At 61.3% G+C, this 26017-nt stretch carries 22 protein-coding genes; 9 read left to right on the top strand and 13 right to left on the bottom strand.

The genetic code is table 11. The features are described from left to right. Positions 1 to 121 precede the first annotated feature (121 nt). The 3 genes from JJQ51_RS27115 to JJQ51_RS27105 all read left to right on the top strand — a co-directional run bounded on the left by JJQ51_RS27115 (position 122) and on the right by JJQ51_RS27105 (position 8194). Positions 122 to 5644 (top strand): alpha-2-macroglobulin family protein, encoded by a 5523-nt coding sequence (locus tag JJQ51_RS27115; RefSeq protein ID WP_269245535.1) that lies wholly within the window; start codon positions 122 to 124, stop codon positions 5642 to 5644. Positions 5645 to 5653: 9 nt separating this feature from the next. Further along, a complete protein-coding gene (gene pbpC, locus JJQ51_RS27110; protein ID WP_269245534.1) occupies positions 5654 to 7741 on the top strand; it encodes a penicillin-binding protein 1C in 2088 nt (695 codons plus the stop codon). A gap of 93 nt (positions 7742 to 7834) precedes the next feature. Then, the gene (locus JJQ51_RS27105) at positions 7835 to 8194 is read left to right on the top strand and encodes a nuclear transport factor 2 family protein (RefSeq protein WP_113329872.1); all 360 of its coding nucleotides are present in this window, start codon (positions 7835 to 7837) and stop codon (positions 8192 to 8194) included. Positions 8195 to 8457: 263 nt separating this feature from the next. On the opposite strand, the gene pheT is transcribed toward JJQ51_RS27105, so the two are convergent. From pheT to infC, 6 genes are all read right to left on the bottom strand, one after another. After that, positions 8458 to 10881, bottom strand: coding sequence for a phenylalanine--tRNA ligase subunit beta (gene pheT / locus JJQ51_RS27100; protein WP_269245533.1), 2424 nt, complete (start codon positions 10879 to 10881; stop codon positions 8458 to 8460). 16 nt (positions 10882 to 10897) lie between these two features. Continuing rightward, complete coding sequence (pheS, locus tag JJQ51_RS27095; protein WP_112722780.1) at positions 10898 to 11980, bottom strand: phenylalanine--tRNA ligase subunit alpha; 1083 nt, start codon at positions 11978 to 11980, stop codon at positions 10898 to 10900. Positions 11981 to 12016: 36 nt separating this feature from the next. Beyond that, on the bottom strand, positions 12017 to 12853 hold the full coding sequence (locus JJQ51_RS27090) for a serine/threonine protein phosphatase (protein ID WP_233789948.1): 837 nt from the start codon (positions 12851 to 12853) through the stop codon (positions 12017 to 12019). A 138-nt stretch (positions 12854 to 12991) separates the two neighbouring features. Further along, positions 12992 to 13396, bottom strand: a complete 405-nt coding sequence (gene rplT / locus JJQ51_RS27085; RefSeq protein ID WP_069611027.1) for a 50S ribosomal protein L20 — start codon at positions 13394 to 13396, stop codon at positions 12992 to 12994. 37 nt (positions 13397 to 13433) lie between these two features. After that, positions 13434 to 13637 (bottom strand): 50S ribosomal protein L35, encoded by a 204-nt coding sequence (gene rpmI / locus JJQ51_RS27080; RefSeq protein ID WP_069611026.1) that lies wholly within the window; start codon positions 13635 to 13637, stop codon positions 13434 to 13436. Between the two features lie 321 nt (positions 13638 to 13958). Next, positions 13959 to 14495: a translation initiation factor IF-3 gene (infC, locus tag JJQ51_RS27075; RefSeq protein WP_173002511.1), complete on the bottom strand. Its 537-nt coding sequence runs from the start codon at positions 14493 to 14495 to the stop codon at positions 13959 to 13961. A 278-nt stretch (positions 14496 to 14773) separates the two neighbouring features. Between infC and JJQ51_RS27070 the strand changes: the two genes are divergently transcribed. Next, entirely contained in the window at positions 14774 to 15586 is an 813-nt protein-coding gene (locus tag JJQ51_RS27070) for an alpha/beta hydrolase (protein ID WP_113329869.1), read from the top strand. Positions 15587 to 15821: 235 nt separating this feature from the next. Next, positions 15822 to 16421 carry a transglutaminase-like cysteine peptidase gene (locus JJQ51_RS27065; protein ID WP_113351415.1) on the top strand — a complete coding sequence of 200 codons (600 nt, stop codon included), beginning with the start codon at positions 15822 to 15824 and terminating at the stop codon, positions 16419 to 16421. Between the two features lie 123 nt (positions 16422 to 16544). Here the strand turns inward: JJQ51_RS27065 and JJQ51_RS27060 are convergent, their stop codons facing one another. After that, positions 16545 to 16733, bottom strand: coding sequence for a hypothetical protein (locus tag JJQ51_RS27060; protein ID WP_069611022.1), 189 nt, complete (start codon positions 16731 to 16733; stop codon positions 16545 to 16547). A 254-nt stretch (positions 16734 to 16987) separates the two neighbouring features. After that, positions 16988 to 17971, bottom strand: coding sequence for an iron exporter MbfA (gene mbfA / locus JJQ51_RS27055; RefSeq protein ID WP_113329866.1), 984 nt, complete (start codon positions 17969 to 17971; stop codon positions 16988 to 16990). A gap of 263 nt (positions 17972 to 18234) precedes the next feature. On the opposite strand from mbfA, the gene JJQ51_RS27050 reads away from it, so the two are divergent. Further along, positions 18235 to 18702 carry a group III truncated hemoglobin gene (locus tag JJQ51_RS27050; RefSeq protein ID WP_269245532.1) on the top strand — a complete coding sequence of 156 codons (468 nt, stop codon included), beginning with the start codon at positions 18235 to 18237 and terminating at the stop codon, positions 18700 to 18702. A 65-nt stretch (positions 18703 to 18767) separates the two neighbouring features. Here the strand turns inward: JJQ51_RS27050 and JJQ51_RS27045 are convergent, their stop codons facing one another. After that, complete coding sequence (locus tag JJQ51_RS27045; RefSeq protein ID WP_269245531.1) at positions 18768 to 19325, bottom strand: DUF308 domain-containing protein; 558 nt, start codon at positions 19323 to 19325, stop codon at positions 18768 to 18770. 139 nt (positions 19326 to 19464) lie between these two features. Here JJQ51_RS27045 and JJQ51_RS27040 point away from each other — a divergent pair, with 139 nt between their 5' ends. Continuing rightward, entirely contained in the window at positions 19465 to 20049 is a 585-nt protein-coding gene (locus tag JJQ51_RS27040; RefSeq protein WP_113421034.1) for a TetR/AcrR family transcriptional regulator, read from the top strand. 53 nt (positions 20050 to 20102) lie between these two features. Here JJQ51_RS27040 and JJQ51_RS27035 read toward each other — a convergent pair whose 3' ends face one another. Next, entirely contained in the window at positions 20103 to 21017 is a 915-nt protein-coding gene (locus tag JJQ51_RS27035; RefSeq protein ID WP_173002502.1) for an EamA family transporter, read from the bottom strand. Between the two features lie 96 nt (positions 21018 to 21113). After that, positions 21114 to 22139, bottom strand: a complete 1026-nt coding sequence (locus JJQ51_RS27030; protein ID WP_113351417.1) for a histone deacetylase family protein — start codon at positions 22137 to 22139, stop codon at positions 21114 to 21116. A 148-nt stretch (positions 22140 to 22287) separates the two neighbouring features. Here JJQ51_RS27030 and JJQ51_RS27025 point away from each other — a divergent pair, with 148 nt between their 5' ends. Beyond that, positions 22288 to 22893 carry an HAD-IA family hydrolase gene (locus tag JJQ51_RS27025; RefSeq protein WP_113351418.1) on the top strand — a complete coding sequence of 202 codons (606 nt, stop codon included), beginning with the start codon at positions 22288 to 22290 and terminating at the stop codon, positions 22891 to 22893. 9 nt (positions 22894 to 22902) lie between these two features. On the opposite strand, the gene JJQ51_RS27020 is transcribed toward JJQ51_RS27025, so the two are convergent. Both JJQ51_RS27020 and JJQ51_RS27015 read right to left on the bottom strand, forming a co-directional pair. Beyond that, the gene (locus tag JJQ51_RS27020; protein WP_113351419.1) at positions 22903 to 23424 is read right to left on the bottom strand and encodes a GNAT family N-acetyltransferase; all 522 of its coding nucleotides are present in this window, start codon (positions 23422 to 23424) and stop codon (positions 22903 to 22905) included. A 16-nt stretch (positions 23425 to 23440) separates the two neighbouring features. After that, positions 23441 to 24013, bottom strand: a complete 573-nt coding sequence (locus JJQ51_RS27015) for a helix-turn-helix domain-containing protein (RefSeq protein WP_113351420.1) — start codon at positions 24011 to 24013, stop codon at positions 23441 to 23443. Positions 24014 to 24184: 171 nt separating this feature from the next. Between JJQ51_RS27015 and lepA the strand changes: the two genes are divergently transcribed. Continuing rightward, positions 24185 to 26017 (top strand): translation elongation factor 4, encoded by a 1833-nt coding sequence (lepA, locus tag JJQ51_RS27010; RefSeq protein ID WP_113351421.1) that lies wholly within the window; start codon positions 24185 to 24187, stop codon positions 26015 to 26017.

The raw sequence follows: 26017 nt of genomic DNA, 5'->3' as shown, positions 1-26017 counted from the left end.
CAAAATCCTAGGTTGACTGTCATGGACGCGAAGCCCGTTCAGAAGCTCCACGCTCGGTTGACAAACGGGTGCGAAATTTGAAGATTGCCGCCATCAAAAACGGGCAGCGTGGGGAGGACTTATGTCTAGGCGCGCGTTTATCGGCTTCTCTGCTTTTCTTCTCGCCACTTTCGCATCTCTGACCCCTTCGGTCGCCGCTGACGTCAAGCGCCAGATGGTCACCACGAAGGATGGCGACTACTTCGGCTTCGATCTGCGCACAGAGCAGAATGTGACGCTGGATCAGTGCTCCGCCTCCTGCATCGGCGACAAGTCCTGCAAGGCCTTCACCTACAATCCCAAGGTGAAGTGGTGCTTCATGAAGTCGGACTTCAATCAGCTCAACAGTTTCCCCGGCGCGATCGCCGGCAAGATTGTCGAGACGGCCGCCACCAGCGAGCCGGATATCGGCGCCGCCCCTGCCCTTTCCTTCCTTTCCGACAATTTCGTCCAGAGCGCGCGCGATGCAAAGAACACGCTGACGCTCGGCAACGAGCTGAAGGGCCAGGGCGTCGAAAGCCTGATCGCGCTCGGCCGCATCGAACTGACTTCGGGCAATGTCAACGATGCCCTGAATGCCTTTCAGGGCGCGCTTTCAATCAATCCCGACAATGGTGATCTGTGGATCGAGATGGCGCGCGCCGCCAATACGATCACGAACGACACGTCTGTCGCCACGCGGGCCGCCTATGCCGCGCTCAACGGCTACCAGCTGACCCGCACGACGAGCAGCCGCGCCGATGCGCTGGCTGTGCTCGCCGAAGCGCTGAAGAATGCGCAGAACTATCGTCCGGCGCTCAGCGCCTACAAGGCAAGCCTCAATCTCGTCAGCTCCGCTGCCGTCCAGGCCGCCTATAACGATCTTCTGGCCCGCCAGGGCTTCCGCGTGACGGGCAATACGCTCGACAACGACAATGCATCGCCCCGCGCCTGCGTTCAGTTCTCCGAAAAGCTGGTGAAGAGCGGTGTCGACTACACGCCCTTCGTCACTCTCAACGGCGCCGCGCCGAAGGGCGTCGACGCCAAGGACAATCAGATCTGCGTCGAAGGTCTGGAATTCGGCCAGCACTACCGCATTTCGCTGCGCGCCGGCCTGCCCTCCTCGGTGGATGAAAACCTCGCCTCGCAGGTCAATGTCGATATCTACGTCAAGGATCGCACGGCTTCGCTGCGCTTCACCGGCGACAATTTCGTCCTGCCTTCGACCGCGCGGCGCGGCATCCCGATCGTTTCGGTCAACGCCGCTACGGCCAATCTCAAGCTCTACCGCATCGGCGACCGCAATATCGCGCAGCTTCTGAACAACTCGCAGTTCCTGACGCAGGTGGACAGCTACAGCGCCCAGACTATCCAGGACACCAATGGCGAACTGGTCTGGCAGGGCTCCATCGAGATCAAGCAGGAACTCAACAAGGAAGTCGCGACGAGCTTCCCAGTGGACGAAGCACTGCCGAAGCGCAAACCCGGCGTCTATGTGCTGACGGCGGTTGCGCCCGAGAGCGGCGGTCATGAATGGGACCCGCAGGCGACGCAGTGGTTCGTCGTTTCCGACATCGGCGTCACCACCTATGCCGGCACCGACGGGCTCAACGTTTTCGCCCGCTCGCTCGGCAGCGCCAAGCCGCTGGCCGGCATCCAGCTGCAGCTGCTCGCCAAGAACAATGAAATCCTCGGCACGGCGAAGACCGACGACAACGGACGCGCCGTCTTCAGCGCCGGCCTGATGCGCGGTACTGCTGGCATGACGCCGGCCGTGATTACCGCCCAAAACGGCGATCAGGATTATGTCTTCCTCGACATGACGCGCGCCGGCTTCGATCTTTCCGATCGCGGCGTCGCCGGTCGAACCGCGCCTGGTGCGATCGACCTTTTGACCTGGACGGAACGCGGCATCTACCGTGCCGGCGAGACGGTGCATGCCTCCGCCCTTGCCCGCGACGTCAGCTCGACGGCGGTCGAAAACCTGCCGCTCACCTTCGTCTTCCTCCGCCCGGATGGCGTCGAGGATCGCCGCATCGTCACCGATGGCGGCAAGCTGGGCGGCTATAATGTCGATCTTCCGCTGCAGCAGACCTCGATGCGCGGCACCTGGACGATGAATATCTATACCGACCCGAAGGGTTCCTCTATCGGCTCACAGACCTTCCTCGTCGACGATTTCGTGCCGGATCGCATCGAATTCGACATGAAGAGCGACGCCAAGGAGATCGAAGTCGGCCAGCCGACGCCCGTCAATGTCGATGGCCGCTATCTCTATGGCGCACCGGCCGCCGGCCTCAATCTGGAAGGCGAAGTGACGCTGAAGCCGACGCGCCAGAGCGACGCCTACAAAGGCTATCAGTTCGGCCTCGCCGACGAAGGTGCCGGCAAGGCAAACGCCAACAATGACGACGAAGACAGCGGCAGCGGCGACAGCAAGGCCGAGAGCACGCAGGTTCCCCTTGAAGACCTGCAGGCGTTGGATGAAAACGGCAAGACCACCTTCAACGTCACGATCAACGATACGCCTTCGACCACGCAGCTCCTGAACGCCAATATTACGGTGCGCATGCAGGAAGCCGGCGGCCGCGCCGTCGAGCGTTCGCTGACGCTGCCCGTCAAGGCGGACGGTCCGCGCATCGGCATCAAGCCGGAATTCGACGGCGATCTCGGGGAAAACTCCGTCGGCAACTTCCATGTCATCGTTGTCGACGCCAATGGCCAGAAACAGGCCATGCAGGGCCTGACCTGGAAGCTGCTCAGCGTCGAGCGCAATTATCAATGGTACCGCGACGGCAGCAGCTGGAAGTTCGAGCCGATCATGTCCACCAAGCAGGTGGCAGTCGGCACGGTCAATGCTACGACGGACGGCGCGGCCATTTCCATGCCCGTTACCTGGGGCCGCTACCGGCTCGAAGTCTCCACCGCCGACGCGAACGGCCCGGAATCGAGCGTGGAATTCAATGCCGGCTGGTATGTGGCCTCCACCTCGACGGAAACGCCTGACGCGCTTGAGATCGCGCTCGACAAGGAAAGCTACCATGTCGGCGATACGGCGAAGCTGAAGGTCACGTCGCGCTATGCCGGTCAGCTGATGGTGACGGCCGGTTCGGAAACGCTGATCTCGGTCACCAATGCCGATATCGGCGCCAAGGGCGGCGAAGTGGATGTTCCGGTGACGGCGGACTGGGGTGCCGGCACCTATCTGACGGCTACGTTGTTCCGTCCCGGCGATGCCCAGGAGAGCCGCATGCCGATGCGCGCCATCGGCATCAAATGGGCTCCCGTCGACCCCGGCGAGCGCAAGCTGCAGATCAAGATCGACGCGCCGCAGAAGACACTTCCGCGTCAGCCGCTTAATATCGGCCTGCAGGTATCAGGCGCAGGCGCCAATGAGGACGCCTATGTCACGATCGCCGCCGTCGATGTCGGCATCCTCAATCTCACGCGTTATCAGCCGCCGGCACCGGATGACTGGTATTACGGCCAGCGTCAGCTCGGGCTCGAAATCCGCGACATCTACGGTCGCCTCATCGATGGCTCGCTCGGCGCCACCGGCAAGCTACGCACCGGCGGCGACGGCGGACAGGCGGCTTTACAAGCAAGCCCGCCGAAGGAAAAGCTGATCGCGTTCTTCTCCGGTCCCATCAAGCTTGATGCGAATGGGAAGGCCAATGTCAGCTTCGACATTCCGCAGTTCAACGGAACGGCGCGGCTGATGGCGGTTGCCTGGTCGAAGGCCGGCGTCGGTCACGCGACGCAGGACGTCATCATCCGCGATCCTGTCGTCGTCACCGCCAGCCTGCCGAAGTTCCTGGCGCCCGGAGACAAGGCCAACCTGCGTCTCGACGTCGCCAACACCGATTCGCCGGCCGGCGAATACACGCTCGCGGTAACAGGCAACAGCGCCGTGACGGTGGATGCAAACGCTACCCAGCAGAAGATCAACCTCGAAACCGGCGGCAAATACGCGATCACCTTGCCGCTGACCGGCGGACAGCCGGGCGACGGCACGGTTTCGATCAAGCTGTCGAATGCTTCGGGCATGTCGCTCGATCAATCGGTCGATATCCCGGTTCGTCCGTCGCAGCTGCCGGTCACCGAACGGCGCGTCATCGCGCTGGCCCCCGGCAAGAGCCTCACCGTCAATGCCGATCTTCTTGCCGATAGCGTGCTACCCGGCGCCTCTGTCAGCGTGAATGTCAGCCGCTCCAGCGCCTTCGATGTGCCGGCGCTGCTGATGAGCCTTAGCCGCTATCCCTATGGCTGCGCGGAACAGACGGCGAGCAGCGCCATGCCCCTGCTCTACTTCAGCGACATGGCCATCAAGAATGGCCTTGCCGATGACGCCGAGATCCAGAAGCGCGTGCAGGATTCGATCTATCGCGAATTGTCCTACCAGTCTTCGACCGGCAGCTTTGGTCTCTGGGGACCGGGTTCCGGCGATCTCTGGCTCGACGCCTACGTCATGGACTTCCTGACCCGCGCCCGCGAGCAGAAGTACAACGTGCCGGACCAGGCGATGGTGCAGGGCCTCGAAAACCTCCAGAATGCGCTGAGCGCCAACACCAACGTCAAGGACAACGGAAACGAAATCGCCTATGCGCTCTATGTGCTCGCGCGCAACAAGAAGGCCTCGATCAGCGATCTGCGATATTATGCGGACACGATGCTGAACGACTTTCCGACGCCGCTCTCCAAGGCGCATCTGGCTGCGGCTCTCGCGCTCTATGGGGATGCTCAGCGCTCTCGCAACATCTTCGTGGACTCGCTGCAGATGTCGCAGAAGGCGGCAGTCACAAAGGTCAGCTTCGTCCGCTCGGATTACGGCTCGTCGCTGCGCGACGGTGCGGCCGTGCTGGCGTTGGCTGCCGAAAGCCGCCCGGTGCCGCCGATCATTCCGGAACTCGCCAGCGTCGTCGCCAAGGATTGGCAGAGCCGGAAATATACCAGCACCCAGGAACAGACCTGGATGCTGCTCGCCGCCCGCGCCCTGCAGAACGGCGATGACGGCCTGACACTCGACGTCAACGGCGCCGCCCATAGCGGCACCTATATGGCGCAAATGTCGGGTGATGCGCTGATGGGCCATCCGCTGACCGTCACCAACACGACGCGCCAGCCGCTGTCGGCTGCCGTGACTACGGTCGCGGCTCCGGTCGCGCAGCTGCCGGCCGGCGGCAACGGCTTCAAGATCGAGCGCAAGTACTATACGCTCGACGGCGAAGAGGCGAATGTCAGCCAGGCACAGCAGAACGAACGCTACGTGGTCGTGCTGCACGTGACCGAGGACAATGACTGGCCACAGCGCATCCTCGTGACCGATCTCCTGCCGGCAGGCTTCGAGATCGATAATCCGAGCATCGTTAACAGCGCCCAGTTGTCGAACTTCGACTGGCTTAGCGAAGTTCAGCCGGCCCATGTCGAATTCCGCAACGACCGCTTTGTCGCCGCCTTCGACCAGGGTTCGGGCGCGGACCGTGACATGACCTTCGCCTATGTCGTGCGCGCCGTAACCCCGGGCGTCTACGATCATCCGGCCGCAAGCGTCGAGGACATGTATCGTCCGCAGTTTTCGGCCCGCACGGCGATGGGCCGCATGGAGGTGCTGGGCGCCCAGCAGTAAGAAGCAGACATGAAGGCGCAGTGGAAAATTGCGATCGGCTTTGGAGCCACTGCCGCAACAGTGGCGGCTCTGGTCTTCGGCCTGGAGGCTGCGGACCGTGCCTATCCGCCGCCGCTGGACAATGCCCGCGTGGTTTCGGCCGAGGTGCTCGACGCCAATGGCGATCTCCTGCGCGCCTTTGCCACTCCCGAGGGCCGCTGGCGGCTGAAGACCGGCGTTGCCGATGTCGATCCGCAATATCTGCGCATGCTGGTCGCCTATGAGGACCGGCGATTCTACGACCACCACGGCGTCGACCCGATGGCGATCGGACGTGCCTTCCTGCAGCTCCTCACCCATGGCCGCATCGTCTCCGGCGGCTCGACGCTCTCCATGCAGGTCGCCCGTCTGATCGAGCCGCGCAGCGAGCGCTCGATGACGGCAAAGCTCCTGCAGGTCGCTCGTGCCATCCAGATCGAGCGGCGGCTGACCAAGGAACAGATCCTCGATCTCTATCTGACGCACGCTCCCTATGGCGGCAATCTGGAAGGCGTGCGCGCGGCGAGCCTTGCCTATTTCGGCAAGGAGCCGCGACACCTGACAGTCGCGCAGGCAGGCTTGCTCGTGGCGCTTCCACAGTTGCCGGAAAAGCGCCGGCCGGACCGCAATCTCGCGGCAGCCCAGGCTGCCCGCCATCGCGTGCTCGAGCGTGCGGCGGTGGCAGCTGTTATCGGCGAAGGCGAAGCGGAGCGCGCCTCGCTCTCCCCCATTCCGGCTCAGCGTCGGCAACTCCCGGCCTATGCCGCGCATCTGGCCGAACTTACGCTGCGCAAACAGCCCGGCATTATCAAGCACAAGACGACGCTGCGGCGCGACGTGCAGCAGGGCCTCGAAGCCGTTGCCGATGCGGCGGCAAAGCGGCTCGGGCCGAAGGTGTCGGTCGCGATGATCATGGCCGATGCCAAGACCGGCGAGATCATCGGCGAGGTCGGCTCGGCCAATTATTTCGATTCCTCGCGCGCCGGTTGGGTCGATATGACCCGGGTGCTGCGCTCGCCCGGCTCTACGCTGAAGCCCTTCATCTACGGCCTTGCCTTCGAGCAGGGCTATGTGGCCCAGGAAACGATCATCGAGGATCGCCCCGCCGATTTCTACGGCTATCGTCCCCGCAATTTCGACATGAGCTACCAGGGCGATGTCAGCGTACGGCAGGCGCTGCAATTGTCGTTGAATGTGCCGGCCGTGCGGCTGCTCGATGCCGTAGGTCCGACGCGGCTGCTGGTGCGCTTCCGTCGCGCGGAGGTGAAGCCGAAGCTGCCGCCGAACGAAGCGCCCGGGCTTGCCATCGGCCTCGGCGGCGTCGGCGTGACGCTGAAGGACCTCGTGCAGCTCTATGCCGGGCTTGCCAATCGCGGCAAGGCGATGCGGATCGGCGATGGCGTTCAGGACGAGCCGGGGCCGATCGACGGCGAGCCGCTGATGGAGCCGATCGCGGTCTGGAATATCACCGACATTCTCTCCGACATCATCGCGCCGCGCGGCAGCAAGCAGCTCGGCATCGCCTACAAGACCGGCACCAGCTACGGCAACCGCGATGCCTGGTCGATCGGCTATGACGGCGCGCATGTACTCGGCGTCTGGGTCGGCCGTCCGGACAATGGCGCCGTGCCGGGGCTGGCGGGCTATGTTTCCGCCGCTCCCATCCTGTTCGAAGCCTTTGCCAAATCCGGCGTTGCCATAACCCTCTTCCCTGCCGCTCCCATGGGCGCCGTGCGCATCGCGCCGACCGAACTGCCGATCAGTCAGCGGCGCTTTTCCGTGACTGCCGCCGGGCTGCTGGCGGCCTCCAGCCGCGAACCCGCCCCACAGATCGTCTATCCGCCGGAAGGCGCGCGCGTCGATCTCGGCGCCAGCAGCGGCAACGACCAGATCATGCCGCTGGCGCTGAAGCTGCAGGGTGGCAGGGCGCCGTTCCGCTGGCTCGCCAACGGCAAGCCGCTACCCGACATGTCGCGCCGCCGCACCAACCAATGGACGCCCGATGGCGCCGGCTATTCGACGCTGACGGTCATCGATGCGGCAGGGCGCGCAGCAAGCGTGCGGGTTTTTGTCGAATAATATAAGTCAAATCATTGCGCTCACGACCTCGCATTTTTGTCAGCTGCCGGCGTCTATGATATCTTAGGCATAACTCAAACGAGGAATGACGAGATGTCGGAAGAGCAGGCAATCCGTGCGGTCGTTCATCTCTATGTCGATGGCATGGCATTCGCGAATGAGCCGGCACTGCGCAAGGCCTTCCATCCGCGAGCAGCGATCATCGGCAATTACCAGGGCGCGGTGGAATGGATGACGCGGGATGAATTTATCGCGGCGATCGTCGAGGAAGGCAGCGCGCCGCCCGGCACCATACCGCTGATGGAGATCGAGTTGATCGACATCGAAGGCGATGCGGCAACCGTCAAGGTCGTCGACGAATTCGCCGGGATGCGGTTTTCGGACTATCTGTCATTGGTGAAGATCGATGGGCGGTGGAGTGTGGTGAACAAGGTTTATCATCTGCATCGGTAGGTGGGCGTTCCGAGCCGTGCGCCTTCTATGCCGAGCGTCTGATACCCCCCTCTGTCACTTCGTGACATCTCCCCCACAAGGGGGGAGATTGTTGGGAGTTTGCCGCTCACCTTCGTTGGAGTAGCAACTTCAATTTCAGCAGATGCGGTGTCAGCTTGAGGCAGGCGAGCGCCGCGAGTTACCAATCTCCCCCCTTGTGGGGGAGATGTCGCGACAGCGACAGAGGGGGGTAACTCACCCTCCGCGAACTCTGCAGCAGCCGATTACCCTCTCAGCACCCCACCCGTCGACTTCGTGACGTTTGCCACGATCTTCTGGGTCAGCGCCTCGAAATCCTCATCTGTCAGCGTACGCTCTGCCGGCTGGATCTGCACCTCGATGGCGATGGACTTCTTGCCCTCGCCAAGCGATGCGCCCTCGAAAATGTCAAAGACGTTTACACCGGTGACCAGTTTGCGGTCGGCGCCGGCCGCAGCGCGGATGATCGCGCCGGCTTCCACCGACTTGTCGACCACGAAGGCGAAGTCACGCTTGACGGCCTGGAAGGGGGAAAGCTCCAGCGCCGGCTTCGTGCGGGTCGCCTTCTTCTTTGGTTCGGGCATGGCATCGATATAGACTTCGAAGCCGGCGAGAGCACCCGACACGTCGAGCGCTTCCAGCGTCTTCGGATGGAATTCGCCGAAATAGCCGAGCACGACCTTCGGCCCCATCTTGATGGTGCCGGAGCGGCCGGGGTGATACCAGGCCGGCCCGCCCTGCTCGATCTGGATATTGCCCATCGGCAGGCCGCAGGCCTCGATGACGGCCAAAGCGTCGGCCTTGGCGTCGAAGACATCGACCGGCTTGCCGCCGCCCTTGGTGGCGTTCGACCACATACGGCCGGCGCCGACAAGCGTTGCCGTGCCGCGGCGGATGCCGCCGGCAACACGACGCTGGCCCTCGGGCCTATCGTTCTCATAGGTGCCAGAGACTTCGAAGATCGCGACGTCGCCATAGCCTTTGTCGGCATTGCGCTGCGCGGCCGAAAGCAAACCCGGTAGCAGCGAGGGACGCATGTCGGACATATCAGCGGCGATCGGGTTCGCAAGCTTCAGCGCGTTGGAGCCGCCGCCGAAGAGCTTGGCCTGATCTTCCGAGATGAAAGACCAGGTGACCGCTTCCAGCATGCCGCGCGCAGCGAGCGCCCGCTTGGCGGTGCGCGTGCGGATCTGCAGCGTCGTCAGGATCTTGCCGTTCACGGCGGTGTGGCTCGCCAACGGCTGCGGCTTGATATTGTCGACGCCATGGATGCGCATGATCTCTTCGACGAGGTCAGCCTTACCATCGACATCCGGACGCCAGGAGGGAACGGCGACCGAGATGCGCTCGCCGGAACCGGAGACCGAGAAGCCGAGCTTGGTCAGGATGGACTTGCTCTCATCGGCCGAGACTTCGAGGCCGGTCAGGCGCTTGACTTCCGACAGCGGGAAATCGACGACCTTTGCCTCATAGCCCTTGTAACCCTCGACGCGGGCCTTGGCGGCCGTGCCACCACAGCAGGCAAGCACCAGTTCCGTCGTGCGCTCAAGGCCGGGCACCATATATTCCGGATCGACACCGCGCTCGAAACGATAGCGCGCATCGGTGATGATGCCGAGGCTGCGGCCGCTCTTGGCGATGTTCATCGGGTCCCAGAGCGCCGATTCGATCAGCACGTCCGTGGTGTTCTCGTCACAGCCGGAATGCTCGCCGCCCATGATGCCGCCGATCGATTCGACGCCGTTGTCATCGGCGATGACGACGTTACTGGGGTTGAGCTTGTATTCGCGCTCATCGAGCGCCAGCACGGTTTCGCCGTCCCTGGCGCGGCGCACGACCAGATTGCCCTTGACCTTGGCGGCGTCGAAGACGTGCATCGGCCGGCCCTGATCGAAGGTCATGTAGTTGGTGATATCGACCAGCGCGCTGATCGGACGGAGACCGATGGCGAGCAGGCGCTGCTGCATCCACTTCGGGCTCGGACCGTTCTTGACGCCGCGCACGAGGCGCAGCGAAAAGCCGGGGCACAGGCGCGCATCATCCAGCTCGATCTTGAGCTCGGTCGGCGTTTCGCCCTGGACAGGAAAGGTTGGCGTGAGGCGGGGCTTCAGGGTGCCAAGGCCGGAGGCGGCGAGATCGCGGGCGATGCCATAGACACCGGTACAGTCCGGGCGGTTCGGCGTCAGATTGATCTCGATGACCGGATCATCGAGACCGGCATAGGCGGCAAAGCTCGTGCCAACAGGTGCATCTTCCGGAAGGTCGATGATGCCGTCATGGCTGTCCGAAATTTCCAGTTCCTTTTCCGAACACATCATGCCGCGGCTCTCGACACCGCGGATGTTGCCAATGGCGAGCGTCACATCGATGCCGGGAACATAGGTGCCGGGGGCAGCGAAGGCGCCAACGAGGCCGGCGCGCGCATTCGGTGCGCCGCAGACGACCTGAACGGGCGCACCGCTGCCGGTATCGACCATCAGCACCTTGAGGCGATCGGCCTGGGGATGCTTTTCTGCCGAGAGAACCTTGGCGATGACGAAGGGCTTGAACGCCGCCTTGTCGTCGACCTCTTCCACTTCCAGCCCGATCATCGTCAGGCGGGCGCAGATCTCGTCGAGCGTGGCGTCGGTTTCCAGATGCTCTTTCAGCCAGGAGAGTGTGAATTTCATGTGCTTTATCCCTTCCTTACGCGCTCAGGCCGCCGAACAGCGTCGGCATGTCGAGCGGGCGGAAGCCATAGTGGTTCATCCAGCGGACATCGGCGTTGAAGAAGTCGCGCAGGTCGGGCATGCCGTATTTCAGCATGGCAATACGATCGAGGCCCATGCCCCAGGCAAAGCCCTGATATTCGTCCGGATCGAGACCGCCATAGCGCAGTACGTTCGGATGCACCATGCCGCAGCCGAGGATTTCCATCCAATCGGTGCCTTCGCCGAACTTGACGATCGGGCCGGAGCGGTCGCACTGGATATCCACTTCGAAGGACGGCTCCGTGAAGGGGAAGAAGGACGGGCGGAAGCGCATCGTCACATTGTCGACCTCGAAGAAGGTCTTGCAGAACTCTTCGAGCACCCAGCGGATGTTGGCGACGTTCGCCGTCTTGTCGATGACGAGGCCTTCGACCTGATGGAACATCGGTGAATGCGTGGCGTCCGAATCCTGGCGGTAGGTTTTTCCCGGGATGATGATGCGGATTGGCGGCTTCTGCGCTTCCATGGTGCGCACCTGCACCGGCGAGGTGTGCGTGCGCAGCACCTTGCGCTCACCCTTTTCATCCGGCTGGAAGAAGAAGGTGTCGTGCATTTCGCGGGCCGGATGTCCTTCCGGGAAGTTCAGCGCCGTGAAGTTATAATAATCGGTCTCGACATCGGGACCTTCGGCGATCGAGAAGCCCATGTCGCCGAAGATGGCGGTGATTTCGTCGACGATCTGGCTGATCGGGTGAATGCGGCCGCGTTCGGCCGGCGAGGAGCGAACCGGCAGGCTGACATCGACGGTCTCCGCCTTCAGCTTCGCCTCGATCGCCGCATCGCGCAACTCGCCCTTGCGGGCGTTAATGGCATCGGTGACGGAATTCTTGAGAGCATTGATGGCCGCGCCGCGTGTCTGCCGTTCTTCCGGCGACATCGAGCCCAGCGTCTTCAGCAGTTCAGAAACCGAGCCCTTCTTGCCGAGCGCAGCAACCCTGACCGCCTCGATCGCCTGCTCGTCGTTCGCCGCGGCCACCTCGGCCATGAGTTGGGTTTCAAGTGTTACGAGTTCCGTCATCTGGTCCTGCCTTGCGGACCAGGGGCCATCGGGCTCTCAGTCCACGGAATAAGTGGTGAACGCATGCATCAGAAAGCTTGTCGCAACGATGAAGCGCTGGAGATCACTACCCATGTGCACGCGGCCAATCAACCGGGCAAGGAACAAAAAACCGCCTAGAAAGCGAATCATGCGCTGAAGCTCGGCGCGCGCAGCCGCTGGTGCCTGCTCCGACCAGGCTTCATAGGCTCTGTTCTGCGTCGCAAGCCCGAGGCGAGCGCCGGTTGCGATCTGCAGGAAGAGCAGCCAAATATCACGGGCCTGCGCCACTGCAAGCGACATGACTGTCTGCGGGTCCTCCTCGAAATCCATGAAGCCAAGCCGATCGCCGGCGAAGAACATGTCGCGCGGATAGGGCCTGCCATGACAAAGCCCCTTGGCATGCAGCCGGCCGAGCTCGGCAGCGCAAGCGACCATGAGTTCATCGTGAGCAGCGGGATCGCTCTCCTTCAGCTGCGCAAGGCGGCGCTGAACCGTGATTCCGGCGTCCGCAAGAACAAGCGCGCCATTCGAAGCGTAGAGAACCTCCGGAACGGCTACACCCCGCTGCCTGAACAAGCCGATGCGCTGCATTTCCCGCTCGGCCATCTGCCGCGCAGACAGATAGGTACAGGGGCGCAGGAAGGCGAGCGGGACAATGCGTGAAAAGACCCTCTGCAGATGACGCCAGGCAGAGGGTTTCTTCGTGCCGTATCGCTTGATCCAGACCTGACAGGCAGAAAGGGCAACTCGCTCGACACGGCTGGAACCGTTCACCAGCACCGTCAGCAAGGTCTCTATGTCCTTACCGTTCAGATTGGGTATGAAGTTCAGTTCCGCAGTCTTGCCATTCAACAATTTCACCCATTCCCGATACCGGGAATCCTCAAGGTGACTATCGCAAATTGATTGTATTGCAAAAAATACAAAACCCGCGCTGGTTACACAAGCGCGGGTTTCATAAATATGACAAAAACTGTCTAGTAGACGCTCTTAGCCAACAGCGGCTTCGAACTCGTTCTTCGTGCCAGCGTCCTTGAGGTACTCAAGCGCCTTCTTGGAGGCAGCGACGAGGGCGCCGAAAGCTTCCGGCTCATGGATTGCCATGTCGGAGAGAACCTTGCGGTCGACTTCGATGCCAGCCTTGTTCAGACCGTCGATAAAGCGGCCGTAGGTCAGGCCGAACTCGCGGACGGCAGCGTTGATGCGCTGGATCCAGAGGGCGCGGAAGTTGCGCTTGTTGACCTTGCGGTCGCGGTAAGCGTACTGCTTGGAACGGTCGACGGCGGCCTTGGCGGTACGGATGGTGTTCTTGCGGCGGCCGTAGAAGCCCTTGGCTGCCTTCAGAACCTTCTTGTGCTTGGCGTGGGCGGTAACGCCTCTTTTTACGCGTGCCATTTCATGATCTCCTTAGTCTATAGCGTTACGAATAGTCTTAGAGACCGTTCGGCAAGTAGTTCTTGACAACCTTACGGCCATCCGGTTCTGCGAGAACCATGGTGCCGCGGGCATCGCGAATGAACTTGTTGCTACGCTTGATCATGCCGTGGCGCTTGCCAGCAGCGGCTGCCTTGACCTTGCCGGATGCGGTGATCTTGAACCGCTTCTTGGCAGAGGACTTCGTCTTCATCTTGGGCATTTTGCTACTCCTTCGATGCTTCCTGGCGCGCTTTGCTTAAAGCCCTTCCCACAGATCCGGACTGGCCGGGCTGCAACAAGGTGCCGGAGCGTTTGTTGTTGAACGGCGGATACGGTGACGAACCACTCCACCAGCATTCTGAACTGCCACGGCATGCCCTGCCGGTCAGTTCGGACGCGCGCTTATAACCGCACTTGCCCCGAAGTGCAACGGTGCGAATGCGGGAATCTTTGCAGATCGATGACAGGCATCGACCCCTGCCGCAGAAAAGGAAAAAGCCGTCCAAGGGACGGCTCCGGCCTCTCTACTCCGACTTGCGCCTCACTTCGGCGCAAGCACCATCATCATCTGGCGGCCTTCGAGCTTGGGCTCGGCCTCCACCTTGGCAATCTCGATCGTATCTTCCTTGACCTGCTGAAGCAGCTTCATGCCAAGTTCCTGGTGGGCCATTTCGCGGCCGCGGAACTTCAAGGTCACCTTCACCTTGTCGCCTTCTTCAAAGAAACGACCGATGGCCTTCATCTTCACCTCATAGTCATGGGTGTCAATGTTGGGACGCATCTTGATTTCTTTGACTTCGACGATCTTCTGCTTCTTGCGCGCCTCGGCGGCCTTCTTCTGGTTGGCGTATTTCAGCTTGCCCAGATCGAGGATCTTGCACACAGGCGGTTCAGCATTGGGGGAAATCTCTACCAGATCGAGACCGGCCTCCTCTGCCATTCTCAATGCCTGGTCGGTCGGGACGATGCCCATATTCTGGCCGTCAGCCGTAATGAGCTGAACTTTGGGAATGCGAATTTCCCTGTTGGAACGCGGCCCGTCCTTTACGGGCGCGTCGGCTTTAAAAGGTCTGCGAATGGTCGTATTCTCCACGAATTGTTTCGGATAGCTGCAGCCTCTCGCTCCCCGTCGGCGCAACTGACGGAAATGTCGTAAAAGCTGTGTTGAAGTCAATAGCATGACAGCAGGAAAAAAGCACCTCCCGCGTGTCAATGGAGTGTCCTGGAAGCGCGAGATGCGCGAAGGACACAGTATCCTTCTCCCTTTATATAGAAACCGCAGCGAAAAGATCGAGGATTTTTCAGGTCACGCGGACGCGAATCTGTTCTATAGGGCACAAAATCCGGGAGTTTTCCATGTCCGAGACCGCCACGTCCATCCAACCGACCTTCCTTCCCGTTGGCACGGGCGAGAGCGAGCGCCAGATCGCCATCATCGAGCGCACCGCCGGCAAGGGTGCCAGGAATGTCAGCTTCGTCTGGTTGTCCGGCTATCGATCCGACATGAGCGGCACCAAGGCCGTGGAGCTGGATGCGCTGGCGGAGCGGCTTGGTATCGGCTGCATCCGCTTCGACTATTCCGGCCACGGGCAGTCCGGCGGCAAGTTCACCAACGGCACGATTTCGCGCTGGCTGGAAGAGGCACTTGCCGTCATCGATCATACCAAGCCGAAGAAGATCGTTCTCGTCGGCTCGTCGATGGGCGGCTGGATCGCGCTCAGGGTCATCCAGGAACTGCGCAAACGCAAAAAGACAGCCGCCATCGCCGGCCTCGTGCTTATCGCGCCTGCTCCCGATTTCACCATCGATCTCATCGAGCCGAACCTTTCCGATGTCGAGCGGCGCTCGCTGGCGGAACGCGGCTATTTCGAGGAGCCTTCGGAATACAGCCCCGAGCCGAACATCTTCACGCGCGCCCTCATCGAGGACGGCCGCGCCAATCGCGTGCTGACCGGCATCATCGAGACTGGCTGCCCGGTACATATATTGCAGGGTATGCAGGATGCAGACGTGCCTTTCTCGCATTCGTTAAAGCTGGTCGAGCATCTGCCGGCGGACGATGTCGTGTTAACGCTTGTGCGCGACGGCGATCATCGCCTGTCGCGGCCGCAGGACATCGAGCGCATGCTCGCTGTGGCCGAGACGTTGGCGCTACATAAAGCGCCATAAAAACAAATAGATATCTGCGAAATGCTCGGCGCGCTGGCTCCTTTTGCGACCGCCTCGGGGGCGCGCTTGCGTAATCGCAGGCAGCAGGAAATTATGGCAACTATCTCCTTGATTGTGCCGAAATTAACCATAGGAGCCGGTTCCGGTGTTAACACTTAAGTAACGATTGACTTCGCGCACCCCCCTACATTAACAATTTGTTAACAAATGCAGGGACGATACAAGGATAGTGGGCGTGCGTATTAAGGGCTTGTTGATTGCCTTCGCTGCTATAGTTGCGATGTCGTCGGCGGCGATGCCGGCACCTCAGCAGGGTGTTTCGATGACCGTCGGCAACGTGACCTCCCAGCCGATCGGACACTACGACTTCTGCCAGAGACATACCGACGAGTGCGGTCCGACCCGTAACGTCGGTCCCGTCGACATGAACGCGGCCTCCTGGGCTCTCGTCAACCAGATCAACCTGCGCGTCAACAAGACGATCCGCCCGGCGACCGACATGGAAGTCTACGGCCAGGAAGAATATTGGGAATATCCGAAGACCGCTGGCGACTGCGAGGATTTTGCGCTGCTGAAGCGCAAGCTCCTGATCCAGAGCGGCATTTCCGCCTCCAACCTGTTGATGACGGTCGTTCGCAAGCCTGATGGCGAAGGACATGCGGTGCTGACGCTGCGCACCAAGCAGGGCGATTTCATCCTCGACAACCTTGAGGACGAGATCAAGGTCTGGACCAAGACCCCCTATTCCTATCTGAAGCGTCAGGCGAGCTTCAATGCCGGCCGCTGGGTCACCATCGAGAACGGCAACGACGTCCTGGTCGGCGCCGTCAAGTAAGCGCGAGCTAATTTCTCGTTACACAAGAAGGCCGGTCCATCGGACCGGCCTTTCGCTTTTTCGTCTTGTAATAAGACCCGTCCTCACTCCTGGGTGCGGACGAATTTGCTACCATCACGAGCGTCAAGAGTTCTTATGGCTTTGCTGGCCGGCCTTGACGTGCTGCTCGTGGGTGCCGCCGCGTGAGCTGGCAGAGTGCTGCTCACGGGAGCCGGTGGACGAAGCATTCCTGGTGTTGTCATTGTCCATGCGCTTGTGGCTTTGCTGGCCAGCCTTCACATGCTGCTCGTGGGTTCCACCTTGGTTTGCCATTGGATCATCTCCTTTGGTTTGCAGACGAGGCCAAGAGCGGCCTCGTGTTGCTAACCGGTGGCGGCGGAAGGCGTTCCGAAATTTAACATTTCGTGATCTCGGAGTGTCTTTGCCCTTCCGGATGCGACAAAACCACAAAACATTGCCCGTCCCTCACCGCCGGCTCTTCGCTTGGGCATCCTGAGCCTGCCGAAGGGGCGTTCGGCGCTCGAAACGATTCACCGGATCGTTTCGTCGGCTATGCCGAACGCGTCTCACCCATTTCCGATCAGAATGCCGGCACCCAGCACCAGCGAGCCGCCGAGGACGACCTGGAAGGCAGCCCGCAGGAACGGCGTCTCCATATATTTGTTCTGGATGAAGGCGATGGCCCAAAGCTCGAAGAAGACGACGATTGCGGCCGTAATCGTCGCGGTCCAGAAATGCGGGATAAGGTAGGGCAGCGCATGGCCAAGGCCGCCGAGCGCGGTCATGATGCCGCAGGCAAGGCCGCGCTTGATCGGCGAACCGCGACCGGAGATCTTGCCGTCGTCATGGGCTGCCTCGGTGAAACCCATGGAGATACCGGCGCCGACCGAAGCCGAAAGGCCGACGAGAAAGGTCTGCCAGGTCTGCTGCGTGGCGAAGGCGGCGGCAAAGATCGGCGCGAGCGTGGAGACAGAGCCATCCATCAGCCCGGCGAGACCCGGCTGCACATAGGTCAGCACGAACTGGCGGCGCGCCTGTGCATCTTCCTCGTGCTTGACCTCTTCCGGCGTATGCTTCTCGCCAAGCAGGCGGGCAACATCTTCATGACCCTGCTCGGCAAGTGCGAGATCGCCGAGAAGCTGGCGCGTCGAGGCATCGGATACCTGCTTGGCTGCTTCGACATAGAAATTATAGGCCTGCTGCTCCATCGCCTCGGCCTCGTCGCGCATGGCATCGAGGGAGAGGTTCTTGCGCAGCCAATCGGGTTTGCGCTCGTAAAAGCCGCGCACATGCTCGCGCCTGATCAGCGGGATACGCTCGCCGAAGCGGCGGCGGTGCATGTCGATCAATGTCTTGCGATGCGTATCCTCGACCTCGGCCATGTCCTCGAAAACCTTGGCGGACTCGGGATAATGCGGGCGGAGCGTATCGGCATAGGCGAGATAAATGCGTGAATCGTCTTCCTCTGCCGCAATGGCAATCGCCAGAATCTCCTGTTCGGAAAGAGAGGTGAAGGGACGTTTCGACGGGCGGAATAAGCCTAGCAGCATCGGGGCAACCTCATAACTTTAGAATTATTCTAATTCTAAAGTCGGCAATTGCGCTGGTCAAGCACGGAGACGTCATTGCGGAGGGAAAATCGTGCCGGAAAATTTGTGGCCCGCCGAACGGGGCCGCGGAAAATAGTAACGCGACTTTGACAGATTGCCGCAACATCTCCATGACGTCTTGGTCGCGCTGAGAAATTGCATACATAGGGACCTGAAAGACGTCGGAGCAGCGGTTCTCCACGCGCCGGCACTCGGAGAATATTATGGAAAACGAGATACAGGCTAGCGCCGCCCATCTGGCCGGCATCCGCGAAAGGGCCGAGGCGGAGATGGCGCGGATGGGCATCGATCCCGCCTTCATCGACAGGCTGGTCGACACGTTCTATGGGCGCGTTCAGGCGCATCCCCGGCTCGGACCGGTCTTCGACGGGCGCCTTGCCGGGCGCTGGCCCGACCACATGGAAAAGATGAAGCGCTTCTGGTCCTCCGTTGCCTTCAAGAACGGCGCCTATGGCGGCAAACCGGTCCAGGCGCATCTCGGCGTCGAGGGCATGGCCGCCGACCTCTTTCCAGAATGGCTGGCGCTTTTCTCCGAAACCCTTGCCGATATCGCGCCTTCCAAAGAGGCAAGAGACTGGTTCATGGCGACGGCCGAGCGCATCGCCAAGAGCCTGACGCTCTCACTCTTCTATAATCCAGCGCTGGACGATCCCGCGAGAACGACGGCTTAAGGCAGGCCGCGCGAAAATACGGCGGCAAGTCACTTCAAACTCGCCGCCGCAAGATCGGGTAGCGCCTATGCATGTGCTTTGCGATAGGCCGCGACCGCAAGCCAGATTGCGGAAAGCAGGAAATAGAAGGCTCCGAACGCCGCGTAGGGGACGATATCCAGAATGGTCGGCTCGACCGTGCCGAGGGATCGGCTGAGCATGAAACCGCCGGCAAGTGCCGACTGCGCGCCGCTCAGGATCATTACCCATTGAGCGCCATAGATACGCCAGCGCCTTACGCCGGTGTAGAGTTGCAGCAAGCCCGAGAGGATCGCCCAAGCCCCAAACACGGCCAGGACGGCATAGGCGCTATTGTAGGCGGCCACGACAACGGCGAGCGCCGTGGCGATGCTGACGACAACATTCAACGCCTGGGACGGATTGACCTTCAGGCCGCCGTTAACCCGGGCGTCGACCAGATTGGCAAGGGCATCCCAGACAGGATAGATCACCAGCAGAAACGCGGCGGATGGCGGTTTTGCGCTGAGGAAGATCGCGGCTGCAATCCAGACGATCGAGAACAGGGCACGTGTAAAATAGTAGGATTGCAGCCAGTTGGGCTGCGATGAAATGCGACTTTGCATCGGGAGGCTCCTTGTAGTTACCTACCTACTAGTAGGAAGATGCATTCGCTGAGTCAACACAGGCTCGAACACCGTTTCGTGAGAGCCAGAAGTGGTGCGGCAATCTTGACAACCAGCCTACCAAAAGGTAGGCAGCGATATGAAATCAATAACTTCCACTTCAGAAAAAATTCTCGACATCGCACAGGCTCTTATCGTGGCCGGAGGCTACAACGGCTTCAGCTATGCCGACATCTCCGCTGCGATCGGCATCCGGAAGGCAAGCATCCACCATCACTTTCCGACAAAGGCCGAACTGGTTTCGGTGCTGGTGAACCGTTACAGGCAGCAGACGGAAGCGGGTTTGAAGTCTTTGCGCGAAGGCATCTCGAGCCCCGCGGAACAGCTGCAGGCCTATGTGAGCTACTGGCACTCATGCATTCGGGACGCCTCGCTGCCCTTCTGCGTCTGTGCGATGCTCGCCAGCGAGATGCAGATGCTGCCGGAGGAGGTCGCATCCCAGGTGCGAGGCCATTTTCATAGCCTCGCCGGGTGGCTTACGTCAGTGCTGCAGGCGGGAACCGAGAATGGCCTCTTCCGGCTGAACAAACGGCCCGAGGAAGAGGCGCAAATCCTGATGGCCTCGGTTCATGGAGCAATGCTCTCGGCGAGAGCTTTCGGCGATCCAGGACTGTTCATCGCAATCGTTGCACCCCAGATCGCCAGGCTTCAAGCCGCGGATTGACGGAGAGTTGCCGGGCCAAACTCAAAGCAACGACGGCTTACCCCCCGCCAGTCTTAGCCTTTCGCAGCGAAGATCGTCGCCCCGATACTGGCTGCAACAACAAGCGCGGTGCCGAACATCTGAGACGGCGTCATCGGCTGCGACAGGATGACGAAGCCGGCAAAGGCGCCGATGGCAGGCTCGAGGCTCATGAGGATGCCGAAGGACGAGGTGGGCATGCGCCGCAGCGCCACCATTTCCAGCACATATGGCATCAGCGGAACGAGCAGCGCAAGCCCGGCTATTTCGAGCAGGCCGAAGGCCGTCAGATGCGGGACGGCCGAGGCAAAGCCGAAGGGGGTGGAAACGACCGCTGCAACCAGCAGCGACATGGAAAGCCCCTCGAGGCCCTGAAAGGCATTGCCGACCTTCTTCGTCAAAAGAATGTAGCAGGCCCAGCCCGCGCCTGCGCCGATGGCAAAGAGAATGCCGGGGAGATTGCCGACCCATTCTTCGCCATCATAGGCCAGGAGCAGAACGCCGATTGCCGCAAGGATTGGCCAGAGAAGTTGGCGGCTGAGTCCGAAGCCGAGGGTCGCAACCAGCAGCGGCCCGAGAAATTCGATGGCGACGGCAAGCCCTAGGGGAATGCGCGCGATTGCCGAAAAGAAAGAAGTCGTCATCAGCGCCGAGACTGTGCCGAGCGCCAGCACGCCGAGCCATTGCGAGCGGCTGTAGCTCGTGATCTTCGGGCGAACGATGATCGCCAACGCGATGGAGGCGAAGACGAGCCGCAGCCACGTTGCGCCCGCCGGCCCATAGGCGTTGATGATCGGAGCCGACAGGGCCGAGCCGAACTGGATTGACGACATCGACATCACGCACATCAGCACGCCGGCAGCAATGCCGCCGGTCGATGGCGCGACATCCGGATGCGGCATCAGCCCCGCGCCGCCATCCGATCCACTGTCGACAAGCTTCTGTTCCATAAACACCCCCAACTAGGCGGCGTTTTAGAGGCGTGGCCATGCAGTGGCAAATTCAAACTTTTCATCCTGCGATCAGGCACTTTGATGCAAGACGCCTCAGGCTTCGAGACCCTTCAGCACATTGGCGACGTTCAGCCCGATCTCGGGCACGCCATAGCCACCCTCCATGCAGACGAGGACGGGCAGGCCTGCGGCAGCAACCCGCTCGCCCATGCGGATGAAGTCCTGCGATGTCAGCCTGAAGAAGGAGATCGGATCGCGCTCGAACGTATCGACACCGAGTGAAAGCACGATCGCCTCCGCACCGAAGGCCTTGATGCGGGCAAGCGCATCGTCGAGCGCCGCCGACCAGACCTCCCAAAGCGTGCCGCGCGGCATGGGGTAATTGCGGTTGGCGCCCAAGCCCTCACCCTCGCCTTCCTCATCAGCATGGCCAAGGAAATAGGGAAAGGCGTGGATGGGATCACCATGCAAGGACGCTGTGAAAACATCGCCGCGTCGGTAGAAAAGGTCCTGCGTGCCGTTGCCGTGATGGAAATCGACATCGAGCACCGCCACCTTGGCCGCGCCGTGATCACGCAGCCGCTGCGCCGCGACGCCGGCATTGTTGATGAAGCAATAACCGCCGAAGAGATCGATGCCGGCATGATGGCCGGGCGGCCGGCAAAGTGCGAAGACGAAGCGGTTGCCGGCGTTGAGCCAGTCGGCGCCTGTCAGAGCGCAGCGCATGGAAGCGAGCGCCGCCTCATAGGACCCTTTCGTGATCGAGGTATCGGCCGCGTTGGCATAATGGCCGATCATGCCGACGATATTGTCAGGCACGCGCTGGCTGGTGCGCCTGACGGGAAAGGAATTGGCGATCGCCTCACCCGTATAGCCGGCGGCGACCCAGCGCTCCCAGACCGCGCCGAGAAAATCGAGATAGGCCGGATCATGCACCTTTCGCGCCGTTTCCAGCCCGTGGGCATGAGGTGCAACCACATCGGCAAAGCCGGCTTCCTTCACGGCGGCAAGGATCCATTCGGCGCGGAAGGGCGCCTCGAAGGGTGTGACGAGCTGGCCATCATGCAGCTCGGTCTTCGCGTCTCTGAGCTTGTGATCCTCCGAATAGATGACCCGCATGTTCGCCTCCCCATCGCCCACTTAGTTCTGCTGATGACACGAAGGCTTACATGCATCGCGTCCGAGAAAAAAGGGTGACATGCAATCTTGAATGCTGCTGCAAACAACTGCACCTTCCGCCTGCGTTTGAGGAATTGGAGGCGGCCGCATGAAACTCCTGATGGTCGATGTCGACGGCGTGTTGGTGCACGGCCGGCCAAGTGACGGATTGCCGCTGTTCACCTATCTGGAGCGCGATCTGGGCTTGCGGCTGGATGTGCTTCAACAGGCATTCTTCAAAACCTGCTGGGTCGATATCGTCACCGGCCGCGATGCGCTGGAGCCGAAGCTTGCAGAAGTTCTCGGCAAAATCGCTCCTCATCTCAGTGCCCGAACGCTGATCGACTACTGGTTCGAGAATGACTCCCGCCTGGACCACGACCTGCTCGACGATCTCGCCGCCCTGCGGGCCGGGGGAACGAGGATGTTCCTTGCGACCAATCAGGAGCATATGCGCGCCGCCTATCTGATGGGCGAACTCGGGCTCTCCTCCCGCTTCGACGGCATCTTCTATTCTGCCGCCCTCGGCTATCAGAAGCCAGCAGCCGAATTCTTCCGGCTGGCAACCGAACGTGTCGGGATATCCGCAAGCGAGATCGGCTTCATTGATGATGTGGAGGCCAATATCGAGGCCGCGCGGCACTTCGGCTGGAAGGCGATGCAATGGACAGCGGGATCGACATTGCAAGACGCCATTGCCGCCTTCTCAGCCTGAATAGCCTTCTCAGGCTGCAATGCGCTTATAGAAAATGGTCGTGTCGCAAAGGCCGCCCTCCGGCCACATCGCATAATCCGGCACGACGCCGACGCGCTGCCAGCCGAGGCGCGGATAGATCGCCTCGGCATCGCTGCCGGTTGCCGTATCGAGCACAAGCAGGGTCTTGCCGATACGGGCTGCCTCGCGCTCAGCGGCCTCCATCAAGAGGCGGGCAAGGCCCTTACCCCGCGCGGATCGGTGCACCAGCAACTTCTTGAGATCGCCGCGATGGGGCTGGTTCGGCATCTGGGCTGCGCCCACCTGCACCGTGCCTACGACCCTGCCCTCGATCACGGCGACAAAAAGCAATGTCCCGCCGCTTTCGACGCTGTCTGCGACGCTCTGCCAATAAGGCAATGCGTCGGCAGGCATATAAGGCTGCATGAAGCCGACGGAAGCGCCGCCATTGACGCAATCGGCAAGCACATCGCAGAGATCCCGCAGGACAGTGCGAGCCTCAACGGCGGAGAGAAGACGAATATCGGGCATGAGAAGGTCCTTGGGTTTATGAACGGCCGCGATCGAGGATGACGCTGTAGCGCGCCGGCACCTCGCCGGGATTGTGGAAGGCGTGGCCATCTCCGACGCCCATGAAGAGGCAATCGCCAGGCATGAGGCGGTGCACGATGTCGCGGTGCGTCACCTCCATTTCGCCCTCGAACAGCCAGACATGCTGGGTCATGCCGGCACTTGCCGAATTCGGCGGGAAGATGACGCGCGCGCCGGCGGGGAAGATGACTTCGACGACATCGACATTCGAGTCGGTTCCCGGCGGCGAGACGGCGCGTCTGACATAGCCGGTTCCCGGGTCGCGCCAGATCGCCTGCTGATCGCGGCGGGCAAGCGGCGACACCTCCTTGTCCTCCTCGGCAAAAAAGGCCGAAAGCGAAAGTCCAAGCGCTGCGCAGAGCCGCGACAATAGCGAGGCCGTCGGGCTCGCCTCCGCCCGCTCGATGCGCGAGATCATGGCACGGCTGACGGCCGAGGCATTGGCAAGCTCATCCAGCGTCAGGCCGCGGGCGATGCGCAGCTCCTTGATGCGCGCACCGATCGCCAGTTCCAGATCATCATCCGCCATGACTCATGTCTCACGCTTCGTGATTCTACTATATGAGAAATACATGATCTCATGATGGAATCAAGAGCATTGTGACACTCGGCAGCTGCGAGCCAGAAAAGGCTAACATAACGTGAAGATACCAGTCAAAGCCCCGCTTTTCCGCTTTGCGGCGCGGGGCGGCGCTGCTATATGGCGCGCATGAGCACCAATTCCACCACTCCGCTTTCGCATATCCGCAACTTCTCGATCGTGGCCCATATCGACCACGGCAAATCGACGCTGGCCGACCGCCTGATCCAGACGACGGGCGGCCTTGCCGAGCGCGAGATGTCGGAGCAGGTGCTTGATAATATGGAAATCGAGCGCGAGCGCGGCATCACCATCAAGGCCCAGACCGTGCGCCTGCACTACAAGGCTCAGAACGGCGAAACCTATATCCTCAACCTGATCGACACGCCCGGACATGTCGACTTCGCCTATGAAGTCTCGCGCTCGCTGTCGGCCTGCGAGGGATCGCTGCTTGTCGTCGACGCCTCTCAGGGTGTTGAAGCGCAGACGCTTGCCAACGTCTATCAGGCGATAGACAACAATCACGAGCTCGTCACCGTCCTCAACAAGATCGACCTGCCGGCGGCCGAACCCGACCGCATCAAGGAACAGATTGAGGAAGTGATCGGCATCGACGCCTCGGATGCCGTGCTGATTTCGGCCAAGACTGGCCTCGGCATTCCCGACGTGCTGGAAGCTATCGTGCACAAGCTGCCGGCGCCAAAGAGCACAGGCGGCGAGAAGGCACCGCTCAAGGCGCTGCTGGTCGACAGCTGGTACGACACCTATCTCGGCGTCATGGTTCTCGTGCGCATCATCGACGGCACGCTGACCAAGGGCCAGACCATCCGCATGATGGGTACGGACGCGAAGTACCAGATCGAGCGTGTCGGCGTTCTCACGCCGAAGATGGTCGCCGTCGACAGCCTTGGCCCCGGCGAGATCGGCTTCATCACCGCTTCGATCAAGGAAGTGGCCGATACCCGCGTCGGCGATACCATCACCGAAGACAAGCGCCCGACCGCCGAACCGCTGCCGGGCTTCAAGCCGGCGCAGCCTGTCGTCTTCTGCGGCCTCTTCCCGGTCGATGCCGCTGATTTCGAAGATCTGCGCTCCGCCATGGGCAAGCTGCGCCTCAACGACGCCAGCTTCTCCTTCGAAATGGAATCGTCTGCCGCTCTCGGCTTCGGCTTCCGCTGCGGCTTCCTCGGCCTGCTGCACCTGGAAATCATCCAGGAGCGCCTGGAGCGCGAATTCAATCTCGACCTGATCGCGACGGCTCCCTCCGTCGTCTATCAGCTCACCATGACCGACGGTACCGAGATTGAGCTGCACAATCCGGCCGACATGCCCGACGTGGTCAAGATTTCCGAATTCCGTGAGCCGTGGATCAAGGCGACGATCCTGACGCCGGACGATTATCTCGGCTCGATCCTGAAACTCTGCCAGGACCGCCGCGGCATCCAGACCGAGCTGACCTATGTCGGCAACCGCGCCATGATCACCTACGACCTGCCGCTTAACGAAGTCGTCTTCGACTTCTATGATCGCCTGAAGTCGATTTCGAAGGGCTATGCCTCCTTCGACTACAGCCTGACGGACTATCGCGAGAGCGATCTCGTCAAAATGTCGATCCTCGTCAATGCCGAGCCGGTGGATGCGCTCTCCATGCTCGTGCACCGCTCGGCGGCTGAAAAGCGCGGCCGCGTCATGTGCGAGAAGCTGAAGGACCTGATCCCGCAGCACATGTTCCAGATCCCGATCCAGGCCGCGATCGGCGGACGCATCATTGCGCGCGAAACGGTGAAGGCGCTGCGCAAGGACGTGACCGCCAAGTGCTACGGCGGCGACGCCACCCGCAAGCGCAAGCTGCTCGACAAGCAGAAGGAAGGCAAGAAGCGCATGCGGCAGTTCGGCAAGGTCGAAATCCCGCAGGAAGCGTTCATTGCCGCGCTGAAGATGGGGGATGAGTGA

Source organism: Rhizobium sp. AG207R (genome assembly GCF_027109195.1).
Taxonomy (GTDB): domain Bacteria; phylum Pseudomonadota; class Alphaproteobacteria; order Rhizobiales; family Rhizobiaceae; genus Rhizobium; species Rhizobium dioscoreae.
Note: the sequence above shows the minus strand (reverse complement) of the source record. Positions and strands in the feature narration are given on the sequence as shown.